We start from the raw sequence: 20765 nt of genomic DNA, 5'->3' as shown, positions 1-20765 counted from the left end.
GCCCGTCGTCGTCCGCGTGCACATCCGTTCACCGGGTCCTCTAACCTGAGCGGGTGAAGATCGGGATCCTGACCTCCGGTGGCGACTGCCCCGGCCTCAACGCCGTCATCCGCGGTGCCGTCTACAAGGGCATCAAGGTCTACGACCAGGAGTTCGTGGGCTTCCGGAACGGCTGGCGCGGAGTGGTCGACGGCGACCTCCTGCCCCTGGGCCGCCCCGAGATCCAGGGCATCGCCAAGCAGGGCGGCACGATCATCGGCACCAGCCGGACGAACCCCTTCGAGGGCGAGAACGGCGGCCCCGAGAAGATCGCCGAGATGATGGACCGCAACGGCATCGACTCGATCATCGCGATCGGCGGCGAGGGCACCCTGGCGGCGGCCAAGCGCCTCACGGACGCGGGCCTCAAGATCGTCGGCGTCCCGAAGACCATCGACAACGACCTCGGCGCCACCGACTACACCTTCGGCTTCGACACCGCCGTCGGCATCGCGACCGACGCGATGGACCGCCTCCGCACCACCGGCGACTCGCACGGCCGCTGCATGGTCGCCGAGGTCATGGGCCGCCACGTCGGCTGGATCGCCCTGCACTCCGGCATGGCCGCGGGCGCCCACGTCATCCTCATCCCGGAGAAGCGCACCTCCCTAAACCAGATCGTCGAGTGGGTGCAGAGCGCGCAGGACCGCGGGCGCGCACCGCTCGTCGTGGTCGCCGAGGGCTTCTCGCTCGACACGATGGACGACGCCCACTCCGAGCGCGGCCTCGACGCCTTCGGCCGGCCCCGCCTCGGCGGCATCGGCGAGCTGCTGGCCCCGCTCATCGAGGAGCGCACCGGCATCGAGACCCGTGCCACGACGCTCGGCCACATCCAGCGCGGAGGCACGCCCACCGCGTTCGACCGCGTCCTCGCGACCCGCCTGGGCATGGCCGCCATCGACTCCGTCGTCGCCGAGCACTGGGGCCGCATGGTCGCCCTGCGCGGCACCGACATCTACCACGTGGACTTCGCCGAGGCGCTCGGCACCCTCAAGACGGTCCCGGACGCCCGCTACGAGGAGGCGCGCACCCTCTTCGGGTAGCGCGCGCTCCCCGCGGAGCGGGTCAGCCCTTCGCGCCGTCCGGCGTCGCCGTGGCGACGATCTGCGCCCGCGCGAGGGTGTGGAAGTGCGCGTTGAAGCCGAGGATCGCCGGCGTCGACTCCGGATCGAGGTCGAGCGACTCGACGTCGAGGGCGTGCACCACGAAGAAGTAGCGGTGCTCGCGGTCCGGCGGCGCCGCTCCGACGAACTGGCGCAGCCGCATCTCGTTGGGCAGCGTCTGCGCGCCCGCCGGGAGCAGCTCGAAGCCGGCGGCTCCGGCTCCCGTGGGGAGCTCCGTGGTGTCGGCCGGGAGGTTGTAGACGGCCCAGTGCCAGAAGCCGGAGCCGGTGGGCGCGTCGGGGTCGAACACCGTCACGGCGAAGCTCTTCGTCTCGGCGGGGGCTCCCGACCAGCGCAGGTGCGGCGAGACGTCCTCCCCGCCGGAGCCCTCGCCGTAGTGGCGGGCGGACAGGGGCGCACCGTCGGCGATGTCGTCGCTCTCGAGCGCGAAGGTCGGCACCTCGCCGAGGCGGGCGTAGGGGTCGTAGGTCCAGTCGGACATCCGGTTTCTCCGTTCGGGAAGGGCGGGCGGGGGCCCGCGCCCCCAGCCTAGGAACCCGGCGGTGCGCGCCGAAGGGCTTGCGGAGGGGGTCAGGACCCGAGATAGCGCCCGGGCCGGTGGTTGAACGCCAGGACCAGGTTGAGCACCACCACTCCCGCCGCCGAGATCAGCACGTTCAGCGGAGGCACCACCAGCAGCGCGGCCGCGACCACGCACGCGTCGAGCGCCATCATCACGTAGCCCGCCCGCCAGCCGAGCCGCTCCTGCGCGATCAGGGCGACGATGCTGAATCCGCCCAGGCTCGACCCGTGCCGGAAGAGGATCAGGAGGCCGATCCCCGCGAGCACGTCGCCCGTGAGGACGCCGTAGACGGGCTCGATCCGCAGCTCGCCGAACGCCAGCGGGTGCAGGCCCGCCAGGACCGAGACCAGCACGATCGAGAACATGGTCCGCAGCGTGAAGCGCCAGCCCTTCTTCCACAGCGAGAGGGCGAGGAACGGCACGTTGACCGTGACGAGGATCACGCCGAACGGGATGTCGAGCGGGTACCCCAGCAGCAGTGCGAGACCCGCGGTGCCGCCCGTGACCGCCTGGCTCGCGCGCAGCAGGTAGAGGCCGAGCGACACGACGAACGCACCGGTGACGAGACCGAAGACGTCCTCGAGGCGGGAGTGCGGCACGGGGGCGGAGGCGTCGGGCACCCGACGATGCTGCCACACGCCGCGCCCCGGTCCGGACGTCCTCGTAGGATGTGCCGGTGCTGCCGAAGATCCTGCTGTTCTACCGCTTCGTGCCGCTGGCCGACCCCGAGTCCGTGCGGCTGTGGCAGCGCGAGCTGTGCGAGTCGCTGGGCCTGCGCGGGCGCCTGCTGATCTCGGAGCACGGGGTGAACGGCACGCTGGGCGGCGGGATGGACGCCCTGAAGCGCTACGTCCGCCGCACCCGTGAGCACTCGGCATTCCACGGACTCGAGGTGAAGTGGAGCGACGGCTCCGGCCTCGACGACGACGGCCGCAGCCTCGACTTCCCCGGTCTCTCGGTGAAGGTGCGCGACGAGATCGTCTCGTTCGGCGCGCCCGACGAGCTGCGGGTCGACGCCGACGGGGTCGTCGGGACGGCTCCGCGGCTCGACCCGGACCAGCTGGACGCCCTCGTCGCCGAGCGCGACGACGTGGTGCTCTTCGACGGCCGCAACGCCTTCGAAGCCGAGATCGGCAGGTTCGAGGGGGCGATCGTGCCGGGGGTCTCCAGCACCCGCGAGTTCGTCGAGCAGCTCGACGCCGGCGTCTACGACCACCTCAAGGGCCGGCCCGTGGTCACGTACTGCACCGGCGGCATCCGCTGCGAGGTGCTGTCGAGCCTGATGACGGCGCGCGGCTTCGGCGAGGTGTACCAGCTCGACGGAGGCGTCGTCCGCTACGCCGAGGCGCGGCGCGACCGCGGTCTGTGGAAGGGGGCCCTGTACGTCTTCGACGGCCGCGGCTCCGTCTCCTTCTCCCCCGACGCCGAGGTGCTGGGCCGCTGCACCTCGTGCGCCGCGCCGACCAGCCGGATGCGCAACTGCACCGACCTCTCCTGCCGCGCCCAGCTCGTCGTGTGCGCGGACTGCGATGCGGCGGCCTGCGCCGCGCACGCGGGCCCTACGCTCGTGCCATGAGCATCGAAGCGCGCGGGCGCACCCTCGTCGACCTCCACACCGCCCCCGAGCTGCTGCAGGTGGTGAACGTCTGGGACGTGATCAGCGCGACCACGATCGCCGCGCTCCCGGAGACCCGGGCGCTCGCGACCGCCAGCCACTCCATCGCGGCGGCGTTCGGCTACGAGGACGGCGAGCGGATCCCGCTGGAGCTGCACCTCGGCATGATCGAGCGCATCGTCGCCGCCGTCGAGGTCCCGGTCTCGGCCGACCTCGAGGCGGGCTACGGCGACGCGGGCGAGACGGTCCGGCGCGCGATCGGGATCGGCGTCGTGGGCGCGAACCTCGAGGACCAGGCGAAGCCGCTCCCGGAGGCGCTGCGGGCGGTCGAGAAGGCCGTCGCCGCGGCCGAGGAGGAGGCGGTGCCCTTCGTGCTCAACGCCCGCACGGACGTGCTCCTCCGCGCCGGCGACCGCGACCGCGGCGAGGTCCTGGCCGACGCCGTCGAGCGCGGCCGCGCCTACCTCGACGCCGGCGCCACCTGCTTCTTCGTCCCCGGGCTGCTCCAGGACGCCGAGCTGGAGTCCCTCGTCGCCGCCCTCGGGCGGCAGCGCGTCAGCGTCATCGGCGTCCCCGGATCCCAGTCCCCCGCCCGCTTCGAGGAGCTCGGGCTGGCCCGCGTCTCCTACGGTCCGTGGACGCAGCGCGTCGCCCTGACGGCGCTCCAGGACGCGGCCGCCGCCCTCTACTCCGGCGGATCGCTCCCCGAGGGCACCCGGCCCCTGAACTGACCGCCCGGCCGCGGGCCCGCGGGCGTAGCGTGGGCCAATGTACCGAGCCATCGTCGTCGAGCGGCACTCCGACTCCGACACCGACACCCCCAACCGAGCCCGCCTCCTCGAGCGCGACGATCCCGACCGCTCGCACGGCGACGTGTCGATCGCCGTCGAGTACTCGAGCGTCAACTACAAGGACGCCCTGGCGCTGGCGGGGCGGCCCGGGATCGTGCGCCGCACCCCGCTCGTCGCCGGCATCGACCTGGTCGGCACCGTGGAGTACGCGGACGGCGAGGCGGGCGAGCGCTTCGACTCCGGCGACCGGGTGGTGCTCAACGGCGCCGGCCTCGGCGAGCGCCACGACGGCGGGCTCGCCGAGCGGGCGCGTGTCGACTCCGCGTCGCTGCTCCGGCTGCCCGGCGCCATCTCGGCGGCACGGGCCGGAGCGATCGGCACCGCGGGCTTCACGGCGATGCTGGCCGTGCTGGCGCTCGAGCGGCACGGCGTGCGGCCGGGCAGCGGTCCCGTCCTGGTGACGGGGGCCTCGGGAGGCGTGGGGTCGCTCGCCGTCGCGCTCCTGGCGCGCCTCGGCCACGAGGTCGTCGCCTCGACCGGCCGGCTCGGCGAGCACGGCGCTCTGCTCCAGCGCCTCGGCGCCTCCGACGTCATCGACCGCGCCGAGCTGCAGGAGGGCGGGAAGCCGCTGCAGTCCGAGCGCTGGGCGGGAGCGGTGGACTCCGCCGGCTCGCACACGCTCGCGAACGCCCTCGCGCAGACGCGGTGGGGCGGCACCGTGGCGGCGTGCGGTCTCGCGCAGGGCCCGGACCTGCCGGTGAGCGTGATGCCGTTCATCCTGCGCGGAGTGACGCTGGCCGGCATCAACTCGGTGGAGGCGCCGCGCAAGCTCCGCGAGGAGGCCTGGCGCCGCCTCGCTCACGACCTCGACCTGGAGCTGCTCGACGAGCTGACGACGACGGTGCCGCTCGGCGGGGCGGTCGACGCGGCCGAGGACGTGCTCGCCGGCCGCTCGCACGGTCGGACGCTGGTGGACGTCCGCGCCTGAGGGCACGGCGTCGGCGGAGGACGTCCGCCCGCCTCGAGCGTGGAGGAGTGGGCGCCTCGGCCGGCGCTGCGTGGCTGCTGCTCGTGCGGCGGTGCGCTACTCCGCGGCCTCGGTGGCGCCGCTCGGCTCGGCCGACGCGTGACCGACGGAGGAGTCGGGGCGCGCGGCGCGGGGTTTCGCCGGCGTGCGGGGCTTCGGCGCGGGCTTCGCGGCCGGAGCCGGCTTCGCGGGGGCGGGCTCGGCGGACTCGGATCCGGCGGGCTTCGGCTCGGCGGGCTTCGATCCCGCGGACTTCGGCCCGGCGGGCTTCGGCTCCGCGGGCTTCGGCTCGGCGGGCTTCGGCTCCGCGGGCTTCATCGGGGCTGCGGACTCGATCGGCTCGGAGCCGATGACGTCCACGGGCGCGGAACCCCCGGACCCGGCCGGCGTGCTCGCGGCGGTCCGAGCACTCGTCTTCGGAGCGCCCTTCGGCGTGGCCTTCGGGCTCTTCGGAGCGGCCCCCGCTGCTGACTCCGTCGGAGCCGCGACGTCCTCCGCGGCGCCGTCCGCCTCCGGAGCCGCGGCCGCCGCGCTCACGCCGCTCGCCGCCTCCTGACCCTCGACCACCGTCGCCGGACCCGCCGCCTCCGCGGCCACGGCCGCGGCCTTCGCCGCCTTCGCCTTCTTCTTCGCGGCGGCCGCCTGGGCCCGCTCCGCCTGCTCGGCGACCTCGGGGACGATCACGAGGTCGTCGGTCTCGATCACGGGGATCGCCGCGGTCGTCGTCCCCAGCTGGAGGGCCGCGATCAGCTCGGGAGCGTGCTTGGTGCTCACGATCAGGCGGGAGTAGTCCTCGTCGACCAGGTCGATCACGACGGCCGAGGCGGTGCGCTTGATCAGCAGGAAGTCCTTGCCGCCGTGGAACTTCCACGTGCCGGCCGCGAGCGTGAGCGGCACCGCGGTGCCCGGCGCGCGGATGCCCCGCACCCAGATCCAGGGGTCCTCGGTGACCGTGGCCGAGCGGATGCTCGACCGGTCGACGACGACGTCGCTGCGGTGGAACGCGAGCAGTCGCTCGGCCGCGGTGAGGCGGAGTTCGAGGCGGTCGGGGAGCACGGTCACGACGGGCATGCCTCTAGTGTGCCCCGCCGCCCGCCGCCGGGTCAGCGCCGGATCGCACAACGATGCCCCGCCGCCCGCGTGGGTGGCAGCATGGTCGGATGCCGATGGATCCGGACGAGGCGCGCCTCCTCGACGCGCTGCTGGCCGAGCGGCAGGCCGAGACGCGCGACGAGGCGGCCCGGCTCGAGGCCTCGCTGGCCGAGCTCCTGCGCGACCGTGCCGACGGCACCGCCGATGACGAGCACGACCCGGAGGGCACGCCGCTCTCGGCCGAGTGGTCGCGGATGGCCGGAGTCCGCGACGCTCTCGGCCGCACGGCACGCGAGCTCGACGCCGCTCGCACCCGCCTCGGCACCGGCGGCTACGGGGACTGCGCCTCGTGCGGCCGCCCGATCGGAGCCGCCCGCCTCGCCGCCCGGCCCACGGCCGAGCTCTGCATCGACTGCGCCCGGCTGGCGGAGTCGCGCATCCGCTGACGCCCCGCGAGGCGAGCCTGCGGCGAGCCCTCCGCCTGAAGGCCCCCACAGATCCCGGCGTGCGGAAACCCGGTTTCTCCTGCGAGCATTCACATCCGGTCGCGTCCCTCGAACAGGTCTGACGGACCACCCCTTCCCCCCCCCGCTCGAAAGGCACTCCTGCGATGACCGAGACGTCGACCGCCCGATCGACCGGCGCCCCTCCCGCCCCCGACAAGCGCGCCTGGCGCTCGCTGATCGTCCTGCTCGCGGGCATGTTCATCGCCCTGCTCGACACGACCATCGTGAACGTGGCGCTGCCCACCATCCGCACCACGCTCGACGCCTCCGAGTCGACGCTCTCCTGGATCATCTCCGGCTACGCCCTCGCGTTCGGCCTCGCCCTCATCCCCGCCGGCCGCCTCGGCGACCGCTTCGGGCACAAGTGGGTCTTCGTCAGCGGCATCGCCCTCTTCACCGTCGCCAGCTTCGCGTGCGGACTGGCCGCGGACGACACCCAGCTCGTCATCGCCCGCATCGTGCAGGGCCTGGCGGGCGGCGTCTTCGTCCCGGCGGTCAACGCCTACATCCAGCTCCTGTTCCGCGGTCCCTCGCGCGGCAAGGCGTTCGCGGTCATGGGCGCGGTCCTCGGCGTCTCGTCGGCGCTCGGCCCGATCATCGGCGGCCTGATCATCCAGGCCTTCGGCGACGAGAACGGCTGGCGCCTGGTCTTCTGGGTGAACCTGCCCATCGGCGTCGCGACCCTGATCGCCGCCGCGGTCCTCCTCCCCGCCCGTCGCGACCTCGAGGCCGGCGACCGCGCCCCGAGCGGAGGCGTCGACTGGCTCGGCCTCGTGCTCGTCTCCGGCGGCCTGGTCGCCCTGCTCGTCCCGCTCATCCAGGGCGAGGACGAGGGCTGGCCGCTGTGGACCTTCCTCTCGATAGCCGGCGGAGTCCTGCTCCTCGCCGCGTTCGGCGCCTGGGAGGTCCTCCATGTCCGCCGCGGCCGCGCTCCCCTGGTGCCGCCGTCGCTGTTCCGCCATCCGGCCTTCACCGGAGGCGTGATCCTCGCGCTGGTCTACTTCGCGGCCTTCACGAGCATCTTCTTCACCATCTCGCTGCTCTGGCAGTCGGGCCTCGGCCACACCGCGCTCGAGTCGGGCCTGGTGTCGATCCCCTTCGCGATCGGCAGCATCATCAGCTCCTCGCAGAGCAACCGGATGACCGCGCGCCTGGGCCGCAACGTCCTGGTGATGGGCAGCGGACTCCTCGCCGTCGGGCTCGGCTGGGTCTGGCTGGTGCTGCTGACCGCGACCCCGGACTCGATCAGCAACTGGCAGCTCCTGCCGCCGCTGCTGATCGCGGGCCTCGGCAACGGCTTCTTCATCGCCCCGAACGTGCAGTTCATCGTCTCGACCGTCGACCCGCAGGACGCGGGCGCGGCGAGCGGCGTGATCTCGGCGATCCAGCGCATCGGCTCGGCCGTGGGCATCGCGGTCATCGGCAGCGTGCTGTTCGGGAGCCTCGTCATCACGGGTCCGGACACGGTCGCCTCGGGCTTCCTCGACGCCGCGGCTCCCGCAATGCTCCTCAGCACCCTGATGGCGGTCGCCGCCTTCGCGCTGGTGTTCGTGCTGCCGAAGTCGGTCTCGCGCCGGGGCTGAGGGCCCCTGTCCGGTCGCCGCACGCCGGCGGCCGGGCGCGCGGAACGACCGCCGCCCGGAGCTCCGGTGCGGCGGGCCCCCGCCTGATCCGCGGGTGGCCCGGGAGCCTACGCCCGAGCGGCCGCCGCGGCCTTCGCCGCCGCCGGCAGCGCGTCCACGATGCGCCCGATCGCCGCGTCGTCGTGCGCGGCCGAGACGAACCAGGCCTCGTACACCGACGGCGGCAGCGAGACGCCCGCATCGAGCATCGCGTGGAAGAACGCCGGGTAGCGGAACGACTCCTGCGCCTGGACCTCGGCGTAGTCGCGCACCGGCCGGCCCAGGTCCGTGAACATGAAGCTGAAGAGGCTCCCGGCCGTCTGCACCGTGTGCGCGACGCCCTCGGCCGTCAGCGCCGCCGACACCTCGCGCTGGAGCGTCAGCGCCGTGGCGTCCAGCGAGGCGTAGACCGCGTCGTCGGCCAGCTGCAGCGTCCGGATGCCCGCGGCCACCGCGACCGGGTTCCCGGAGAGGGTGCCCGCCTGGTACACCGGCCCGAGCGGCGCCAGGTGGTCCATGACGTCCGCACGGCCGCCGAGAGCCGCGACCGGCATCCCTCCGCCGATGACCTTGCCGAAGGTGTAGAGGTCGGCCCGGTACGGAGCCTCGGCGCCGCGGTTCTCGAGCCCCCACCAGCCGCCGGCGCTCACGCGGAAGCCGGTCAGCACCTCGTCCATGATCAGCAGCGATCCGTTCGCGTGCACGAGCTCGGCGAGGGCCGCGTTGAAGCCCGGGTCCGGAGCGACCACGCCCATGTTGGCGGCCGCGGCCTCGGTGATGACCGCCGCGATGTCGGCGCCACGCTCGGCCAGGACCGCGCGCACCGCCTCGAGGTCGTTGTACGGCAGCACGATCGTCTGGGCCGCGGTCGCGGCCGTGACGCCGGCGGAGGCGGGCAGCGAGAGGGTCGCGAGACCGGAGCCGGCATCGGCGAGCAGCCCGTCGGAGTGGCCGTGGTAGTGGCCGGAGAACTTGATCAGCAGGTCGCGGCCGGTGACGCCGCGGGCGAGGCGGATCGCCGTCATCGTCGCCTCGGTGCCGGTGGAGACCAGGCGGAGCTTCTCGATCGGCGAGACTCCCCCGGCCGTGATCCGCGCCTCGACCAGCTCGGCGAGATCCGTCTCGGCGGGAGTGGACGCGCCGAACGAGAGACCGCGGGCGGCCGCCTCCTGCACGGCCGCGACGACCTCGGGGTGCGCGTGCCCGAGGACGGCAGGGCCCCAGGAGCAGACGAGGTCGACGTACTCGCGCCCGTCCGCGTCCGTGATGTACGGGCCGGCGGCCGAGACCATGAAGCGCGGGGTCCCGCCGACCGAGCGGAACGCTCTGACGGGCGAGTTGACGCCTCCGGGGATCGCGTGCCGGGCACGCTCGTACAGGGTGTCGTTCGCCGAGGTGGTCACCCCTCCAGGGTACGCGCGCCGCCCGGCGCCCTCGCGCCGGAGGAGCGCTTTCGGACGAGATGCCGAGGCTCGCTCCCGGGAGGAGGAGCGGCTACTTCAGCAGGTCGCGAGCGATCTCGACGGCCCAGTAGGTGAGAACCGCGTCGGCCCCCGCGCGGAGGATCCCCGTGACCGACTCCAGGATCGCCGGCTCGCGCGAGATCCAGCCGTTCGCGGCGGCGGCCTCGATCATCGCGTACTCCCCCGACACCTGGTACGCCCAGACCGGCACGTCCGAGACGGATGCGACGTCCGAGAGCACGTCGAGGTAGCTCATGGCCGGCTTCACCATCACCACGTCGGCGCCCTCGGCGAGGTCGAGGGTCGCCTCGCGCAGGCCCTCGCGGCGGTTCGCCGGGTCCTGCTGGTAGGTGCGGCGATCGCCCTCGAGCGTGGACTGCACGGCCTCGCGGAACGGACCGTAGAAGCTGGAGGCGTACTTCGCCGAGTACGCGAGGATCGCGGTGTCCAGGTGCCCGGCGCCGTCGAGAGCGGCGCGGATCGCTCCGACCTGGCCGTCCATCATCCCCGAGAGCCCGAGCAGGTGGGAGCCGGCCTCGGCCTGGGCGAGCGCCATCTCCTCGTAGCGGAGGAGCGTGGCGTCGTTGTCGACGCGCCCGCGGTCGTCGAGGACACCGCAGTGGCCGTGGTCGGTGAACTCGTCCAGGCACAGGTCGGTCTGCACGACCAGCGCGTCGCCGACCTCCTCCACGACGACCCGCGTCGCGGCGTTGAGCACGCCGTCGGGGTCGGTCGCACCGGAGCCGACCGCGTCGCGCGTGGTCGGCACGCCGAACAGCATCACACCGCCGATCCCCGCCTCGGCCGCCTCCGTCACCGCTCCGCGGACGCTGTCCAGCGAGTGGTGCATCACCCCCGGCATCGACCCGATCGGCCGGGCCTCGGTGGTCCCCTCGGCCACGAAGAGGGGCAGGATCAGCTGCGCCGGGTGGATGCGCGTCTCCTGGACGAGACGGCGGAGTGCGGGGGTCGTGCGGAGGCGGCGCGGGCGGATGGCAGTCATGTCCTCCAGCGTAATCCCGCCCCGCCGAGCACCTCCCGGGAGCGCGGACGCCTCACCCCGTGGAGGTGCTCCGGACGCACGACATCAGCCGAGAGGCGGATCCCTGGCCTGCGGGGCGAGGCCCGCCCCTCCCGGCCGACGTCGCGCCGGGGAGGCGGCTCAGCGGGGAGCGCGCTCCGTGGCGACGGCGGCGACCGCGTCGATGAGGGAGGAGGCCGAGCGCTCGTCGGCGACGACGTCGACGCGCAGGCCGAAGGCGCGGGCGTCCTTCGCGGTCTGCGGCCCGATCGCGGCGACGAGGATCGACTCGGGCACCGGGCCGAGCTGCTTCTGGACCTGCTCCGCCACGCTGCCCGAGGTGACGAGGATCGCGTGCACGGCTCCGCCGGCGACATCCGCCACGACGCGCTCCTCCACCGGGACGCCGACCGTGCGGTAGGCGACCACGGAGCGCACGTCGTGCCCGATGCGGGTGAGGCCCTCGGTGAGCAGCGGCTTGGCGATCTCGGACCGCAGCGTCAGCACGCGCAGGGGGTGTCGGCCGCCGGTGGCCTCCTCCCACTCGGCCAGGAGGCCGCGGGCGGAGTTGTCCTCGGAGGGGACGAGGTCGACGGAGTACCCGGCGGCGACGAGCGCGGCCGCCGTGGTCTCGCCGACCGCCGCCACCTTGGTGCTCGCGGGCACGGTGGTGCGCAGGAGGGAGAGGACATCGACCGTGGTGGCGCTCGTGACGGTCATCCAGTCGAAGGCGCCGGCCTCGAGGTCGGCGAGGGCCTGCTCGAGCGCGGGGAAGTCGTCGGTCGGCGCGAAGTTGATCATCGGAGCGACGACGGGCGAGGCTCCCTTGGCTCGGAGAGCGGCGGCGACACCGTCCCCCCACGGGCCTCCGCGGGGGACGAGGATGCGCCACCCCTGCAACGGCTTCTCCCACTGGGAGTAGGCGGCGGGGACGATCACGAAGGGGCTCCCAGGGGTGCGAGTTCGGCGGCACCCGCACCGAGAAGCGCGTCAGCGAGCAGAGAGCCGCAACGGAACGCGGCTTCGACGACGGGCAGTTCGCGACCACCATACTGCGGATCCGCCCGGTGTCGACCACCGCCGACCGAACCGTTATCGACCGGCTCCGCGACCTCCCGTGCGAGGGACGCCGCGCCGTCGACGGCGAAGACCACGCAGTGCAGGACGACGCGGTCCTCCTCGACGACCGCGGAGGCCCCGATCGGAGCGGCGCACCCGGCCTCGAGGGAGGCGAGGAGCGACCGCTCGGCCGTGATCGCCGCGCGGGTCGGCACGTGCTCGACCGCTGCGAGAGCGGCGCGAAGCTCCTCCGACGGCTCCTCGTCGCGCACCTCGATGGCCAGCGCTCCCTGACCGGGGGCGTGCGGGGAGACGTCGAAGCCGAGCACCTCGGTGATCGCGTCGACCCGGCCGAGGCGGCGCAGGCCGGACAGGGCGAGCACGATCGCGTCCAGCGGCGAGTCGCTGCCGGGCAGCACCCTCCGGAGCCGTGTGTCGATGTTGCCGCGGATGTCCACGATCTCGAGGTCCGGACGGGCGGCCAGCAGCGCCGCGCGCCGGCGGGGCGAGCCCGTGCCCACGCGGGCTCCGACCGGCAGGGTCGCCAGGGTGAGCCCGTCGCGGGCGCAGAGCGCGTCGCGCGGGTCCTCCCGCTCGGGGACCGCTCCGAGCAGCAGGCCCTCCACCGGAGCGGTGGGCAGGTCCTTCAGCGAGTGCACGATCGCATCGCAGCGCCCGGCGAGCAGCGCGTCGCGCAGGGCGCTGACGAACACGCCGGTGCCGCCGAGGGAGGCGAGCGAGCCGCGCATGCGGTCGCCGTCCGACTCGATGCGCACCAGCTCCACGGGGACCCCCGCGGCGGCCGACATCAGATCGGCCGTCATCCGGGTCTGCGCCACCGCGAGCGCGCTCGCGCGGGTGCCGACTCTGATGCTCACGACAGACGACTCCTCATCACGGTGCGACTCCCGCCAGGGCGGGCTTGAACCCCGCTCGCACGTTCTCGCAGCAACCGGGGCGGCAGACGTCGTACCAGGGGCCGAGCGCCGTCATCGAGGGCCGGTCCTCGGTCGGCACGCCGTTGACGCGCTCGAGGACCAGGTCGATCAGGCCGGAGACGTAGACCGGGTCCGTGCCGGGGGTCGCGACGCGGAGCGCGACGAGTCCGTGCTCCTCCGAGGTCTCGAGGGCCTCGTTGTCGAGGTCCCACATGACCTCCATGTGGTCGGACACGAAGCCGAGCGGGACGATCAGCAGCGCGCGGCGGCCGCGGGCCGGCAGCTCCGCGATGGCGTCGTTGATGTCCGGCTCGAGCCAGGGCTGGGTGGGCGGGCCGGAGCGCGACTGGTAGACCAGCTGCCAGGGCACGTCCTCGTCCGTGGCGGCGGCCATGACGACCTCGGCGACGGCGAGGTGCTGCGCCTCGTAGGCACCGCCCGGTCCGAACTCGTGCACGTCGACGACGGTGCCGTCGTCGTGGCGCTCGTGGGGTCCGCTGCGCTCGGCGTCGGCCATGGGGATCGAGTGCGTCGAGAACAGCACCTCCACCTCGGACGTGACATCGAGGTCGGGCATCCGCTCGCGCAGCTCGTCGAGCCCGTCGTGGACGGCCTTGATGAACGGCATCACGAAGCCGGGGTGGTCGAAGAACTGGCGCACCTTGTCGATCCGCAGCTCGCCCTCGAGGCCGGTCGCGTCGAGCGCCGCCGCGTAGTCCTCGCGGTACTGCCTGCAGGACGAGAAGGAGGAGTACGCGCTGGTGGCGATGGCGAGCAGGTTGGTGAACCCGCGCTCCTTCGCCTCGGCGACGGCCTCGCTCAAGTAGGGCGCCCAGTTGCGGTTGCCCCAGAGCACGGGGAGGTCGATGCCGCGGTTCGCGAGCTCGGCCTCGAGCGCCTTCTTCAGCGCACGGTTCTGCGCGTTGATCGGGCTGACGCCGCCGAAGTGGCGGTAGTGGTGGGCGACCTCCTCGAGGCGCTCCTCCGGGATGCCGCGGCCGCGGGTGACGTTGCGGAGGAACGGGATGACGTCGTCCTGACCCTCGGGCCCGCCGAAGCCGGCGAGGAGGATCGCGTCGTACGCCACGGGGACCTCGACGTGCTCGGGGCCGGACGCCGCCGCGGGGGTGGCCCCGCGGACGAGGATCGGCTCGCTTGTCGTGTCGCTCATCGGAGCACCTCGGCGATCTGGTCGGCGTCGATGCGCCGTCCTGTGTAGAAGGGGACTTCCTCGCGCACGTGGCGGCGGGCCTCGGTGGCGCGCAGGTCGCGCATGAGGTCGACGAGGTTGACGAGCTCCTCGTCCTCGAGGGCGAGGATCCACTCGTAGTCGCCGAGTGAGAACGAGGCGACCGTGTTGGTCAGGACGGAGCGGAACCGCGAGCCCTGGCGCCCGTGCTGGGCGAGCATCGCGCGGCGCTCCTCCTCGGGGAGGATGTACCACTCGTAGGAGCGGACGAAGGGGTAGACCGTGAGCCAGCGGGCCGGCGCCTTCCCGCGCATGTAGGCGGGGAGGTGGTTCGAGCTGAACTCGGCGTCGCGGTGCACGCCCATCGCGTTCCACGTCGGCAGGAGGCCGACCAGCAGCTCCGTGCGCCGCAGCTCGCGGTAGGCCCGCTGCAGCTCCTCGGGCGCCGGGCCCGTGAGCCACAGCATGATGTCGGCGTCGGCGCGCAGGGCCGAGACGTCGTAGGTGCCGCGGACGGTCACGCCCTCGCCCTCGAGCTGGGCGACGAGGTGCTCGTACTGCTTCACCGCGGGATCCACGGCGTCGCTGGAGAGGGTGAACGGACGTGCGGGATCCCTGCGGAGAACCGCCCAGAGCGTGTACCCCAGGGCCTGATCGGAGTGATCCTGATCGGCGGGGGGCTGCGGCGCCGGAGCGGCGGCGCTCGTGTCGGGGGCGGACTGAACGGGACCCGCCGTGCCGGCGGTCTGATCGGTCATTGATCCATCATCCCTCCGCTCGTGCCGATGCACAAAAGCGGCGGGGGCTCTGGCGCCGGAGGGCCCGGGACGCTAGCGCCCCGGGCCCTCCGGCGCTCAGTCCTCGATGATCTGCTTCGCGACGCCCCAGACGACGAGGCCCACGGCAGCGGCGGCGCCGACCGCTCCGGCGATCAGCGCGGAGGGGTTCTGGCGGCTCACGACCTGGAGCTTGCGCTCGATCGTCCGCTGGGCGGTACGCACCTTGCGCGGCACGTTGACCTTGTACTCGATGGCGTCGAGGGTCGCGGCGAGCTCGGAGCGAGCGCGCTCGATGTCGGCCTTCAGCTGGCCGGGCTTCAGCTCCGCCGGGTCGACGAAGCGGGGCGTGGTGCTGCTGACGGATCGCTCAGTTGTCATAGCTGCCCACTCCCTTGAACGCCTGGACGTCCTTCTTGATGCTGTCGATCGAGTCCTGCGGCACCGGCGGCACGGCCTTCTTGATGGTGCGCACGCCGACGAGGGCGAGGATCACGGCCACCAGGAGGAAGAAGACCGTCACGATCAGCGCCGACAGCCAGGCCGGCAGCCAGGAGGCGATGCCGATGATCGCGAAGGCGACCAGCGTCGCCCACGCGGTCAGGAGGAGGAAGGCCGCGACCGCGAACAGGCCGACGGCCAGACCCGCGCTCTTCGCCTTGCCCGCCAGCTCGTTCTTCAGCGAGGCGACCTCGGCCTTGACGAGCTCGATCACGAGGCCGGGCAGGTCGCTGACCAGCTCTCCCAGCGATCGGGCGTTCTTGGGATTGCGTTCGTTCACCACGGGAGCTCCTCGAGGGTGGGACGTGCCGGCCGGCGCGCGCCTGGCACGGCCGGAGGGATGAGCACTAGGCCCTGCTGCTGGAGGTGGACGTCGTCGACCCGCCGGAGCCGGCCGACGCCGCGGCCTCGTCGACCTTCGAGGCCGCCTTGCGGGCGGCGGCCGACGCCTCCGCGTCGCTCGCTCCCTGGGCCTTCCTGCCGCCGGACACGGCCTTGACGACCACCGAGCGCACGACCTCGTACGCCTTGTCCGAGACGCTGCTCAGCTGGGTCTTCGCGGCACCGCCGACGGCGCCCGCGACGTCCTGCACCGGCTGGGTCCGCCAGAAGCGGCCTGCCGCCGAGGCGATCTGCTCGTACCGCTTGCGGCCGGCACGTGCTCCCAGCACGTACCCGGCTGCGGCTCCTGCCACGAAAAGAATCTTGCCCTTCACGCCTACTCCTCGTCCTGGGTCGCTCTCGCGATCGTCCACGCGGTCGGTGACCACTCGTGCCGGGGCACGCCGCACGCTCGCGCGGATGCCTGGGCCTAAGAGTAGCCGTCGGCGTCGCGGGCGTCGCTCGGCAGCCCGACTCCTTGACGCACCAGTCGGCGCCGGATAAGGGCGGCCGTCTCGGCGGCGTGCGGGAGCACCGAGGCGAGGCCCGTGCCCGCGATCCAGGTGCCGGTCACGGCGACTCCCTCGATCGGGAGGAGCGCCTCGCGGAACGCCTCCAGGTGCGCACGGCGGCCCAGCGCCGCGGCGGGCCGGACGTTGGCCCAGCTCACCCGGGCGGAGTCGACGAGCGACGCCGGATCGAGGGCGAGTCCGAGCAGCGTCGAGGCGTCGAGCAGGGCGATCGCCGCCGCCTCGGCATCGGTGCGCCCCTCGAGCGGCGGGCGCTCGCCCGGGCGCCCGTAGGAGAGGCGCAGCACGTGGCGCCCGGGAGGGAGGGAGGTGGCCAGCCAGTCCCACTTCGCGGTCGCGTGCGTGATCGCCTTGGCCGTGACGTCGGTGGCGGTGGGCGCCACGAGCACACCGGAGCCGCGGGGGGCTGCGTCCAGGCGGGCGTCGTCGAGGACCAGGGTCACCAGCGCGACGGAGTCGTGGGGCGCCTCGTCGGCGCGCTCCGCGACGGCGGGAGCGAGGCCGGCGAGCAGCGCCCGGGCGTCGCGCTCCGGGGTCGAGACGATCACCGCTCGGGCGCTCAGAGCGCCGTCGGCGAGGGTCAGGACGAAGTCCCCGTCGGAGCCCTCGAGCCGCTGCACGGAGGCGCCGGTGCGGATCTCGCCGGAGAGGTAGTCGATCCGCTGGACCAGCGCGGCGACCAGGCGGTGCATCCCGCCCTCGAGCCCGCGGACCGCGACTCCGGCCGGGAGGTTCGCGCGGAGGGCGGCCACGGCCCGGGCGAGGGAGCCCGCGCGGGTGAGCGCGCCGTTCAGTCCGGGTGCGGCCAGGTCGACGTCGATGTCGTCCGGCCGGCTCGAGTACACGCCCGAGACGACCGGCGCGACCAGGTCCTCGAGCACGCGCTCGCCCATCCGGGTGCGCACCAGCTCGGCGAGGGAGTGGGCGCGGCCGATGCGCAGCACGGGCATCAGGGTGTCGAGCCAGGCGCGCCAGGCACCGCGGCGGCCGATCGCCCGCACGACGTCGGGGGCGAGCGGCGTGCCGGGGATGCCGAGGATGCCGGCCCGGGGCGACGGCACGGAGCGGCCGCCCGAGAGGTGCAGCCACGAGCCGTGCGTCCGCGGCTCGACGATCGACTCGGCGAGCGGGACGCCGTCGAGGGTCAGCGCGGCGAGCGCCCGCTCGACGTGGCCGCCGCGGGTGGCGAAGCTCTCGGCGCCCGCATCGAGCACGGCTCCGGCCAGCGCGAGCGGGGAGACCGAGCCCCCGACCCGCTCCCCCGCCTCGAGCACCACGACGCGCAGGCCGATGCGCAGGCACTCCGCGGCGGCGGCGAGCCCCGCCACTCCGCCGCCGACGATCGCGACGTCGTACGACGCCGCGTCGCGGGGGCGCTCTTCGCTCACGGCCGCCAGGCGTGCACGAACGCGACGAGGCGCGTGAGCACGTCGGGGTCGGTCTCGGGCGGCACGCCGTGGCCGAGGTTGAGCACGTGCGCGGGGGCGCTCAGGCCCCGGCGGAGCACGTCGTCGACGTGGGACTCGAGGACCTCCCACGGCGCGGTCAGCAGCGCCGGGTCGACGTTGCCCTGCACCGGCACGAAGCCGCCGAGGCGGTGGTTGGCCTCGTCGAGCGGGATCCGGTAGTCGACGCCGACCACGTCGGCGCCGATGCCGTGCATCGCTCCGAGCAGCTCGCCGGTGCCGACGCCGAAGTGCACGATCGGGACGTTGCGGCGCGTCTCCCCGTGGTCGAACGCCAGGTCGCGCACGTGGACGAGGGCGCGCGCGGAGGCGGGAGCGACGTGGGTCGTGTAGTCCGAGAGCGAGAGCGCCCCGGCCCAGGAGTCGAAGAGCTGCGCGGCGCTGGCCCCGGCGAGCACCTGCGCGCGAAGGAAGCGGCCGGTGACCTCGGCGGTCCACTCCATGAGCTGGGCCCAGGCGGCGGGGTCGGCGTGCATCATCGTCCGCGCGCGCAGGTGGTCCTTGGACGGGCCGCCCTCCACCAGGTAGGCGGCCAGGGTGAAGGGAGCGCCGGCGAAGCCGATGAGCGGGGTGTCGCCGAGGCCCGCGACGGTGCGGCGCACGCCCTCGCGGATGGGCTCGAGCGTCTCGTCGAGGACGGACGGGTCGATCGAGGCGAGCTCGGCGACGTCGGCGGCCGTGCGCACCGGCTTCTCGAGCACCGGACCGCGCCCGGGGACGATGTCGACGCCGACGCCCGCGAGCCGCAGCGGGATCACGATGTCGCTGAAGAAGATGGCCGCGTCCACTCCGTGGCGCCGCACCGGCTGCAGGGTGATCTCGCTCGCCAGCGCCGGGTCGAGGCAGGCGTCGAGCATCTTCGTGTCGGTGCGCAGGGCCCGGTACTCCGGGAGGCTGCGGCCGGCCTGGCGCATGAACCAGACGGGCGTCCTCTCGCCCCGCTCGGAGCGGTAGGCGCGCAGGAGCAGCGAGTCGGCCGTGCGGCCGGCGGAGAGGGGGTGCAGCGGATCGAGCAGGCCGTCGGTGGGGGAGGTCACCGCGGCATTATTCCAGGCGCATCCGTGCATTCCTCCCCAGTCCGGGACCCCGCCCCGCAGAGCGCGGGTAGACTGACGTGGTGCTTCTGTGTCTGACGGCGTCGCACAAGAACGCCAGCTTCGATCTCCTCGAGAAGCTCTCCGTCGACTCCTCCGCCGTGACCGCGGCCCTCTCCGAGGGGATCGACTTCGTCTCCGGAGCCGTCGTCGTCGCGACCTGCAACCGCTTCGAGGCCTACCTCGACATCGAGGAGCCGCTGACCGCCGCGCAGGCCGTCGCCGTCGAGGCCGCCACCGCCGCCGTCAGCGCCGCGACCGGCGTCGAGCAGGACGAGCTGCGCGGGAGCGTCGACGTCGTCTCGGGCGACCGGGTGGCCGAGCACCTCTTCGCCGTCTCCAGCGGGCTCGAGTCCGTCGTGGTCGGCGAGGGCGAGATCGCGGGCCAGGTCCGCCGGTCCCTCGAGGAGGCGCGCCGCCTCGGCACCACCTCCTCCGAGCTCGAGCGGCTGTTCCAGCGCGCCTCGCAGACCTCGCGCGGCATCAAGAACCGCACCGGCCTCGGCAGCGCCGGCCGCTCGATCGTGCGCCTCGCGCTCGACCTGGCCGCGAGCCGCGTCACCGACTGGCGGGCCGCCCGCGTCCTCCTCGTCGGCACCGGCAGCTACGCGCGGGCGACCGTCGCGGCCCTGCGCGACCGCGGAGTGGTGGACATCGCCGTGCACTCCCCCTCCGGCCGCGCCGAGGGCTTCGCCGCCCGCCGCTCGCTCCGGCCCATCGCCGCCTCCGATCTCGCGCTCGAGGCGGTCTCGGCCGACATCGTCATCACCTGCACCACGACCCAGGAGCCGGTGCTCGACGCCGCCCTGCTCGCCGCCGGGCGCCTCCAGGGCTTCTCCCGCGAGCGCCAGCTCGTGATCGACCTGGGCCTGCCGCGCAACGTCGCCTCCGACGTCACCTCGGTCGCCGGCGTCGAGCTCCTCGACCTCGAGACGATCAGCCTGCACGCACCTCTCGACGTGCTCGACGCGTCGCAGCAGGCGCGCGCGCTCGTCGACAAGGCGGCCCGGAAGTTCTCGGACGTCGCCGACGAGAAGAGCCTCACTCCGGCCGTCGTCGCCCTGCGCGCCCACGTGTTCGACGCGCTCGACGCCGAGATCGAGCGGGCCCGCTCGCGCGGCGACGAGGACGGCCGCACCGAGCAGGCGCTCCGCCACCTCGCCGGCGTGCTGCTGCACACCCCGAGCGTCCGCGCCCGCGACTACGCGCGCGCCGGAGCGCAGGAGGCGTACCTCACCGGGCTCGAGGCGCTCTTCGGCATCGAGGTCCCGGCCGAGCCCGCCGCCGCCGCCCGCCCCGACGCGGACGCCGCCACCGCGTGAGCCTCCGGCTCCCCTTCGACGCGGAACCGCTGCGCTCCGCGCCGCTGCTCACCGCGCGCCTGCTCCTGCGTCCCCTCGGACCGGAGGACGCCGAGGACCACGCGCGATACCAGGGCGACGCCGACGCCGTCCGGTTCCTCCGCTGGCCGGTGCGCACCCCCGAGGAGTCGCGGGCGCACCTGCAGCGCCGCCTCCCCTCGACACGGCTCGCCGCTGACGGCGACGTGGCCGTGCTGGCGATCGTCCCCCGGGAGGGCGTCCTCGCCGGGCGGATGATCGGCGACCTCACGCTCATCGCGACGTCCGTCGAGCAGGAGGCGGTCGAGATCGGCTGGGTGCTGCACCCGGAGGCGCAGGGGCGCGGCTACGCGACCGAGGCCGCCCGGGCGCTGCTCGACCTCGCGTTCGACACCCTCGGCGCCCACCGCGTGATCGCGCAGCTCGACGCTCGGAACACCGCCTCCGCCCGCCTCTGCGAGCGCCTCGGGATGCGCCTCGAGGCGCACCACCGGGAGGACGAGTTCTGCAAGGGCGAGTGGACCTCGACCCTCGTCTTCGCCCTGCTCGCCCGCGAGCGCTGACCGCAGGGCCGGCTGGTCCGCGCCCTCCGGGACGCCGCCGGCCCGTCCGGTCGGCGGCGTCCCGGG

22 protein-coding genes are annotated in these 20765 nt (G+C 74.0%); 8 read left to right on the top strand and 14 right to left on the bottom strand.

Annotation, left to right across the window (positions count from 1 at the left end; translation table 11 throughout):
* Nucleotides 1-53 precede the first annotated feature (53 nt).
* Nucleotides 54-1082 (top strand): 6-phosphofructokinase, encoded by a 1029-nt coding sequence (locus C5C30_RS04350; RefSeq protein ID WP_104226151.1) that lies wholly within the window; start codon nt 54-56, stop codon nt 1080-1082.
* A 22-nt stretch (nt 1083-1104) separates the two neighbouring features.
* Here C5C30_RS04350 and C5C30_RS04345 read toward each other — a convergent pair whose 3' ends face one another.
* Together C5C30_RS04345 and C5C30_RS04340 are read right to left on the bottom strand one after the other, a co-directional pair.
* Nucleotides 1105-1644 carry a YbhB/YbcL family Raf kinase inhibitor-like protein gene (locus tag C5C30_RS04345; protein ID WP_104222867.1) on the bottom strand — a complete coding sequence of 180 codons (540 nt, stop codon included), beginning with the start codon at nt 1642-1644 and terminating at the stop codon, nt 1105-1107.
* A gap of 89 nt (nt 1645-1733) precedes the next feature.
* Nucleotides 1734-2345, bottom strand: a complete 612-nt coding sequence (locus C5C30_RS04340) for a YitT family protein (RefSeq protein WP_244230588.1) — start codon at nt 2343-2345, stop codon at nt 1734-1736.
* Nucleotides 2346-2401: 56 nt separating this feature from the next.
* On the opposite strand from C5C30_RS04340, the gene C5C30_RS04335 reads away from it, so the two are divergent.
* From C5C30_RS04335 to C5C30_RS04325, 3 genes are read left to right on the top strand one after another with little or no spacing between them, the layout of a single operon-like run.
* Entirely contained in the window at nt 2402-3301 is a 900-nt protein-coding gene (locus C5C30_RS04335; RefSeq protein WP_104222869.1) for a rhodanese-related sulfurtransferase, read from the top strand.
* The gene (locus C5C30_RS04330) at nt 3298-4071 is read left to right on the top strand and encodes an isocitrate lyase/phosphoenolpyruvate mutase family protein (RefSeq protein ID WP_104333239.1); all 774 of its coding nucleotides are present in this window, start codon (nt 3298-3300) and stop codon (nt 4069-4071) included. The genes C5C30_RS04335 and C5C30_RS04330 overlap by 4 nt, the downstream gene beginning before the upstream one ends.
* Before the next feature lie 37 nt (nt 4072-4108).
* Complete coding sequence (locus C5C30_RS04325) at nt 4109-5119, top strand: MDR family oxidoreductase (RefSeq protein ID WP_104249899.1); 1011 nt, start codon at nt 4109-4111, stop codon at nt 5117-5119.
* Between the two features lie 96 nt (nt 5120-5215).
* On the opposite strand, the gene C5C30_RS18160 is transcribed toward C5C30_RS04325, so the two are convergent.
* The gene (locus C5C30_RS18160) at nt 5216-6229 is read right to left on the bottom strand and encodes a hypothetical protein (RefSeq protein WP_308471019.1); all 1014 of its coding nucleotides are present in this window, start codon (nt 6227-6229) and stop codon (nt 5216-5218) included.
* Nucleotides 6230-6318: 89 nt separating this feature from the next.
* Between C5C30_RS18160 and C5C30_RS04315 the strand changes: the two genes are divergently transcribed.
* Complete coding sequence (locus C5C30_RS04315) at nt 6319-6696, top strand: TraR/DksA C4-type zinc finger protein (RefSeq protein WP_258065384.1); 378 nt, start codon at nt 6319-6321, stop codon at nt 6694-6696.
* A gap of 164 nt (nt 6697-6860) precedes the next feature.
* A complete protein-coding gene (locus C5C30_RS04310; RefSeq protein WP_104257675.1) occupies nt 6861-8339 on the top strand; it encodes an MFS transporter in 1479 nt (492 codons plus the stop codon).
* A 107-nt stretch (nt 8340-8446) separates the two neighbouring features.
* On the opposite strand, the gene hemL is transcribed toward C5C30_RS04310, so the two are convergent.
* The 11 genes from hemL to hemE all read right to left on the bottom strand — a co-directional run bounded on the left by hemL (nt 8447) and on the right by hemE (nt 18769).
* Nucleotides 8447-9781 carry a glutamate-1-semialdehyde 2,1-aminomutase gene (gene hemL / locus C5C30_RS04305; RefSeq protein WP_104246920.1) on the bottom strand — a complete coding sequence of 445 codons (1335 nt, stop codon included), beginning with the start codon at nt 9779-9781 and terminating at the stop codon, nt 8447-8449.
* 91 nt (nt 9782-9872) lie between these two features.
* Nucleotides 9873-10844, bottom strand: coding sequence for a porphobilinogen synthase (gene hemB, locus C5C30_RS04300; protein WP_104316996.1), 972 nt, complete (start codon nt 10842-10844; stop codon nt 9873-9875).
* A gap of 159 nt (nt 10845-11003) precedes the next feature.
* On the bottom strand, nt 11004-11798 hold the full coding sequence (locus C5C30_RS04295; RefSeq protein ID WP_104222950.1) for a uroporphyrinogen-III synthase: 795 nt from the start codon (nt 11796-11798) through the stop codon (nt 11004-11006).
* Nucleotides 11798-12799, bottom strand: a complete 1002-nt coding sequence (gene hemC, locus C5C30_RS04290; protein ID WP_104333238.1) for a hydroxymethylbilane synthase — start codon at nt 12797-12799, stop codon at nt 11798-11800. Before hemC ends, C5C30_RS04295 begins: the two co-directional genes overlap by 1 nt.
* A 16-nt stretch (nt 12800-12815) precedes the next feature.
* Nucleotides 12816-14030 (bottom strand): ferrochelatase, encoded by a 1215-nt coding sequence (locus C5C30_RS04285; RefSeq protein ID WP_104333237.1) that lies wholly within the window; start codon nt 14028-14030, stop codon nt 12816-12818.
* Nucleotides 14027-14806 (bottom strand): hydrogen peroxide-dependent heme synthase, encoded by a 780-nt coding sequence (gene hemQ, locus C5C30_RS04280; RefSeq protein WP_104233087.1) that lies wholly within the window; start codon nt 14804-14806, stop codon nt 14027-14029. Before hemQ ends, C5C30_RS04285 begins: the two co-directional genes overlap by 4 nt.
* Nucleotides 14807-14902: 96 nt before the next feature.
* Complete coding sequence (locus C5C30_RS04275; protein WP_104333236.1) at nt 14903-15205, bottom strand: DUF3618 domain-containing protein; 303 nt, start codon at nt 15203-15205, stop codon at nt 14903-14905.
* Nucleotides 15195-15605, bottom strand: a complete 411-nt coding sequence (locus C5C30_RS04270) for a phage holin family protein (protein WP_244229489.1) — start codon at nt 15603-15605, stop codon at nt 15195-15197. Before C5C30_RS04270 ends, C5C30_RS04275 begins: the two co-directional genes overlap by 11 nt.
* 67 nt (nt 15606-15672) lie before the next feature.
* Entirely contained in the window at nt 15673-16041 is a 369-nt protein-coding gene (locus tag C5C30_RS04265) for a hypothetical protein (protein ID WP_146081477.1), read from the bottom strand.
* 95 nt (nt 16042-16136) lie between these two features.
* Nucleotides 16137-17624 (bottom strand): NAD(P)/FAD-dependent oxidoreductase, encoded by a 1488-nt coding sequence (locus tag C5C30_RS04260; protein WP_258065790.1) that lies wholly within the window; start codon nt 17622-17624, stop codon nt 16137-16139.
* Nucleotides 17621-18769: a uroporphyrinogen decarboxylase gene (hemE, locus tag C5C30_RS04255; RefSeq protein ID WP_104222882.1), complete on the bottom strand. Its 1149-nt coding sequence runs from the start codon at nt 18767-18769 to the stop codon at nt 17621-17623. The genes C5C30_RS04260 and hemE overlap by 4 nt, the downstream gene beginning before the upstream one ends.
* Before the next feature lie 50 nt (nt 18770-18819).
* Here hemE and C5C30_RS04250 point away from each other — a divergent pair, with 50 nt between their 5' ends.
* Together C5C30_RS04250 and C5C30_RS04245 are read left to right on the top strand one after the other, a co-directional pair.
* Nucleotides 18820-20118: a glutamyl-tRNA reductase gene (locus C5C30_RS04250; protein ID WP_104283145.1), complete on the top strand. Its 1299-nt coding sequence runs from the start codon at nt 18820-18822 to the stop codon at nt 20116-20118.
* The gene (locus C5C30_RS04245) at nt 20115-20699 is read left to right on the top strand and encodes a GNAT family N-acetyltransferase (protein WP_104273553.1); all 585 of its coding nucleotides are present in this window, start codon (nt 20115-20117) and stop codon (nt 20697-20699) included. The genes C5C30_RS04250 and C5C30_RS04245 overlap by 4 nt, the downstream gene beginning before the upstream one ends.
* Nucleotides 20700-20765 lie beyond the last annotated feature (66 nt).

Origin of the sequence: Rathayibacter sp. AY2B5, assembly GCF_002931645.1 — a bacterium.
Classification (GTDB): Bacteria; Actinomycetota; Actinomycetes; order Actinomycetales; family Microbacteriaceae; genus Rathayibacter.
The sequence above is the reverse complement of the archived record's forward strand: the minus strand, read 5'-3'. Positions and strand labels throughout refer to the sequence as shown.

What these genes read in the sequence shown, in the direction of transcription:
- C5C30_RS04330 (WP_104333239.1), top strand. Translation starts at nt 3,298, where the DNA reads ATGAGCATCGAAGCGCGCGGGCGCACCCTCGTCGACCTCCACACCGCC.
- C5C30_RS04325 (WP_104249899.1), top strand. Translation starts at nt 4,109, where the DNA reads ATGTACCGAGCCATCGTCGTCGAGCGGCACTCCGACTCCGACACCGAC.
- C5C30_RS04315 (WP_258065384.1), top strand. Translation starts at nt 6,319, where the DNA reads ATGCCGATGGATCCGGACGAGGCGCGCCTCCTCGACGCGCTGCTGGCC.
- C5C30_RS04285 (WP_104333237.1), bottom strand. Translation starts at nt 14,030, where the DNA reads ATGAGCGACACGACAAGCGAGCCGATCCTCGTCCGCGGGGCCACCCCC.
- C5C30_RS04275 (WP_104333236.1), bottom strand. Translation starts at nt 15,205, where the DNA reads ATGACAACTGAGCGATCCGTCAGCAGCACCACGCCCCGCTTCGTCGAC.
- hemE (WP_104222882.1), bottom strand. Translation starts at nt 18,769, where the DNA reads ATGCACGGATGCGCCTGGAATAATGCCGCGGTGACCTCCCCCACCGAC.
- hemB (WP_104316996.1), bottom strand. Translation starts at nt 10,844, where the DNA reads ATGACTGCCATCCGCCCGCGCCGCCTCCGCACGACCCCCGCACTCCGC.
- C5C30_RS18160 (WP_308471019.1), bottom strand. Translation starts at nt 6,229, where the DNA reads ATGCCCGTCGTGACCGTGCTCCCCGACCGCCTCGAACTCCGCCTCACC.
- C5C30_RS04345 (WP_104222867.1), bottom strand. Translation starts at nt 1,644, where the DNA reads ATGTCCGACTGGACCTACGACCCCTACGCCCGCCTCGGCGAGGTGCCG.
- C5C30_RS04310 (WP_104257675.1), top strand. Translation starts at nt 6,861, where the DNA reads ATGACCGAGACGTCGACCGCCCGATCGACCGGCGCCCCTCCCGCCCCC.
- hemQ (WP_104233087.1), bottom strand. Translation starts at nt 14,806, where the DNA reads ATGACCGATCAGACCGCCGGCACGGCGGGTCCCGTTCAGTCCGCCCCC.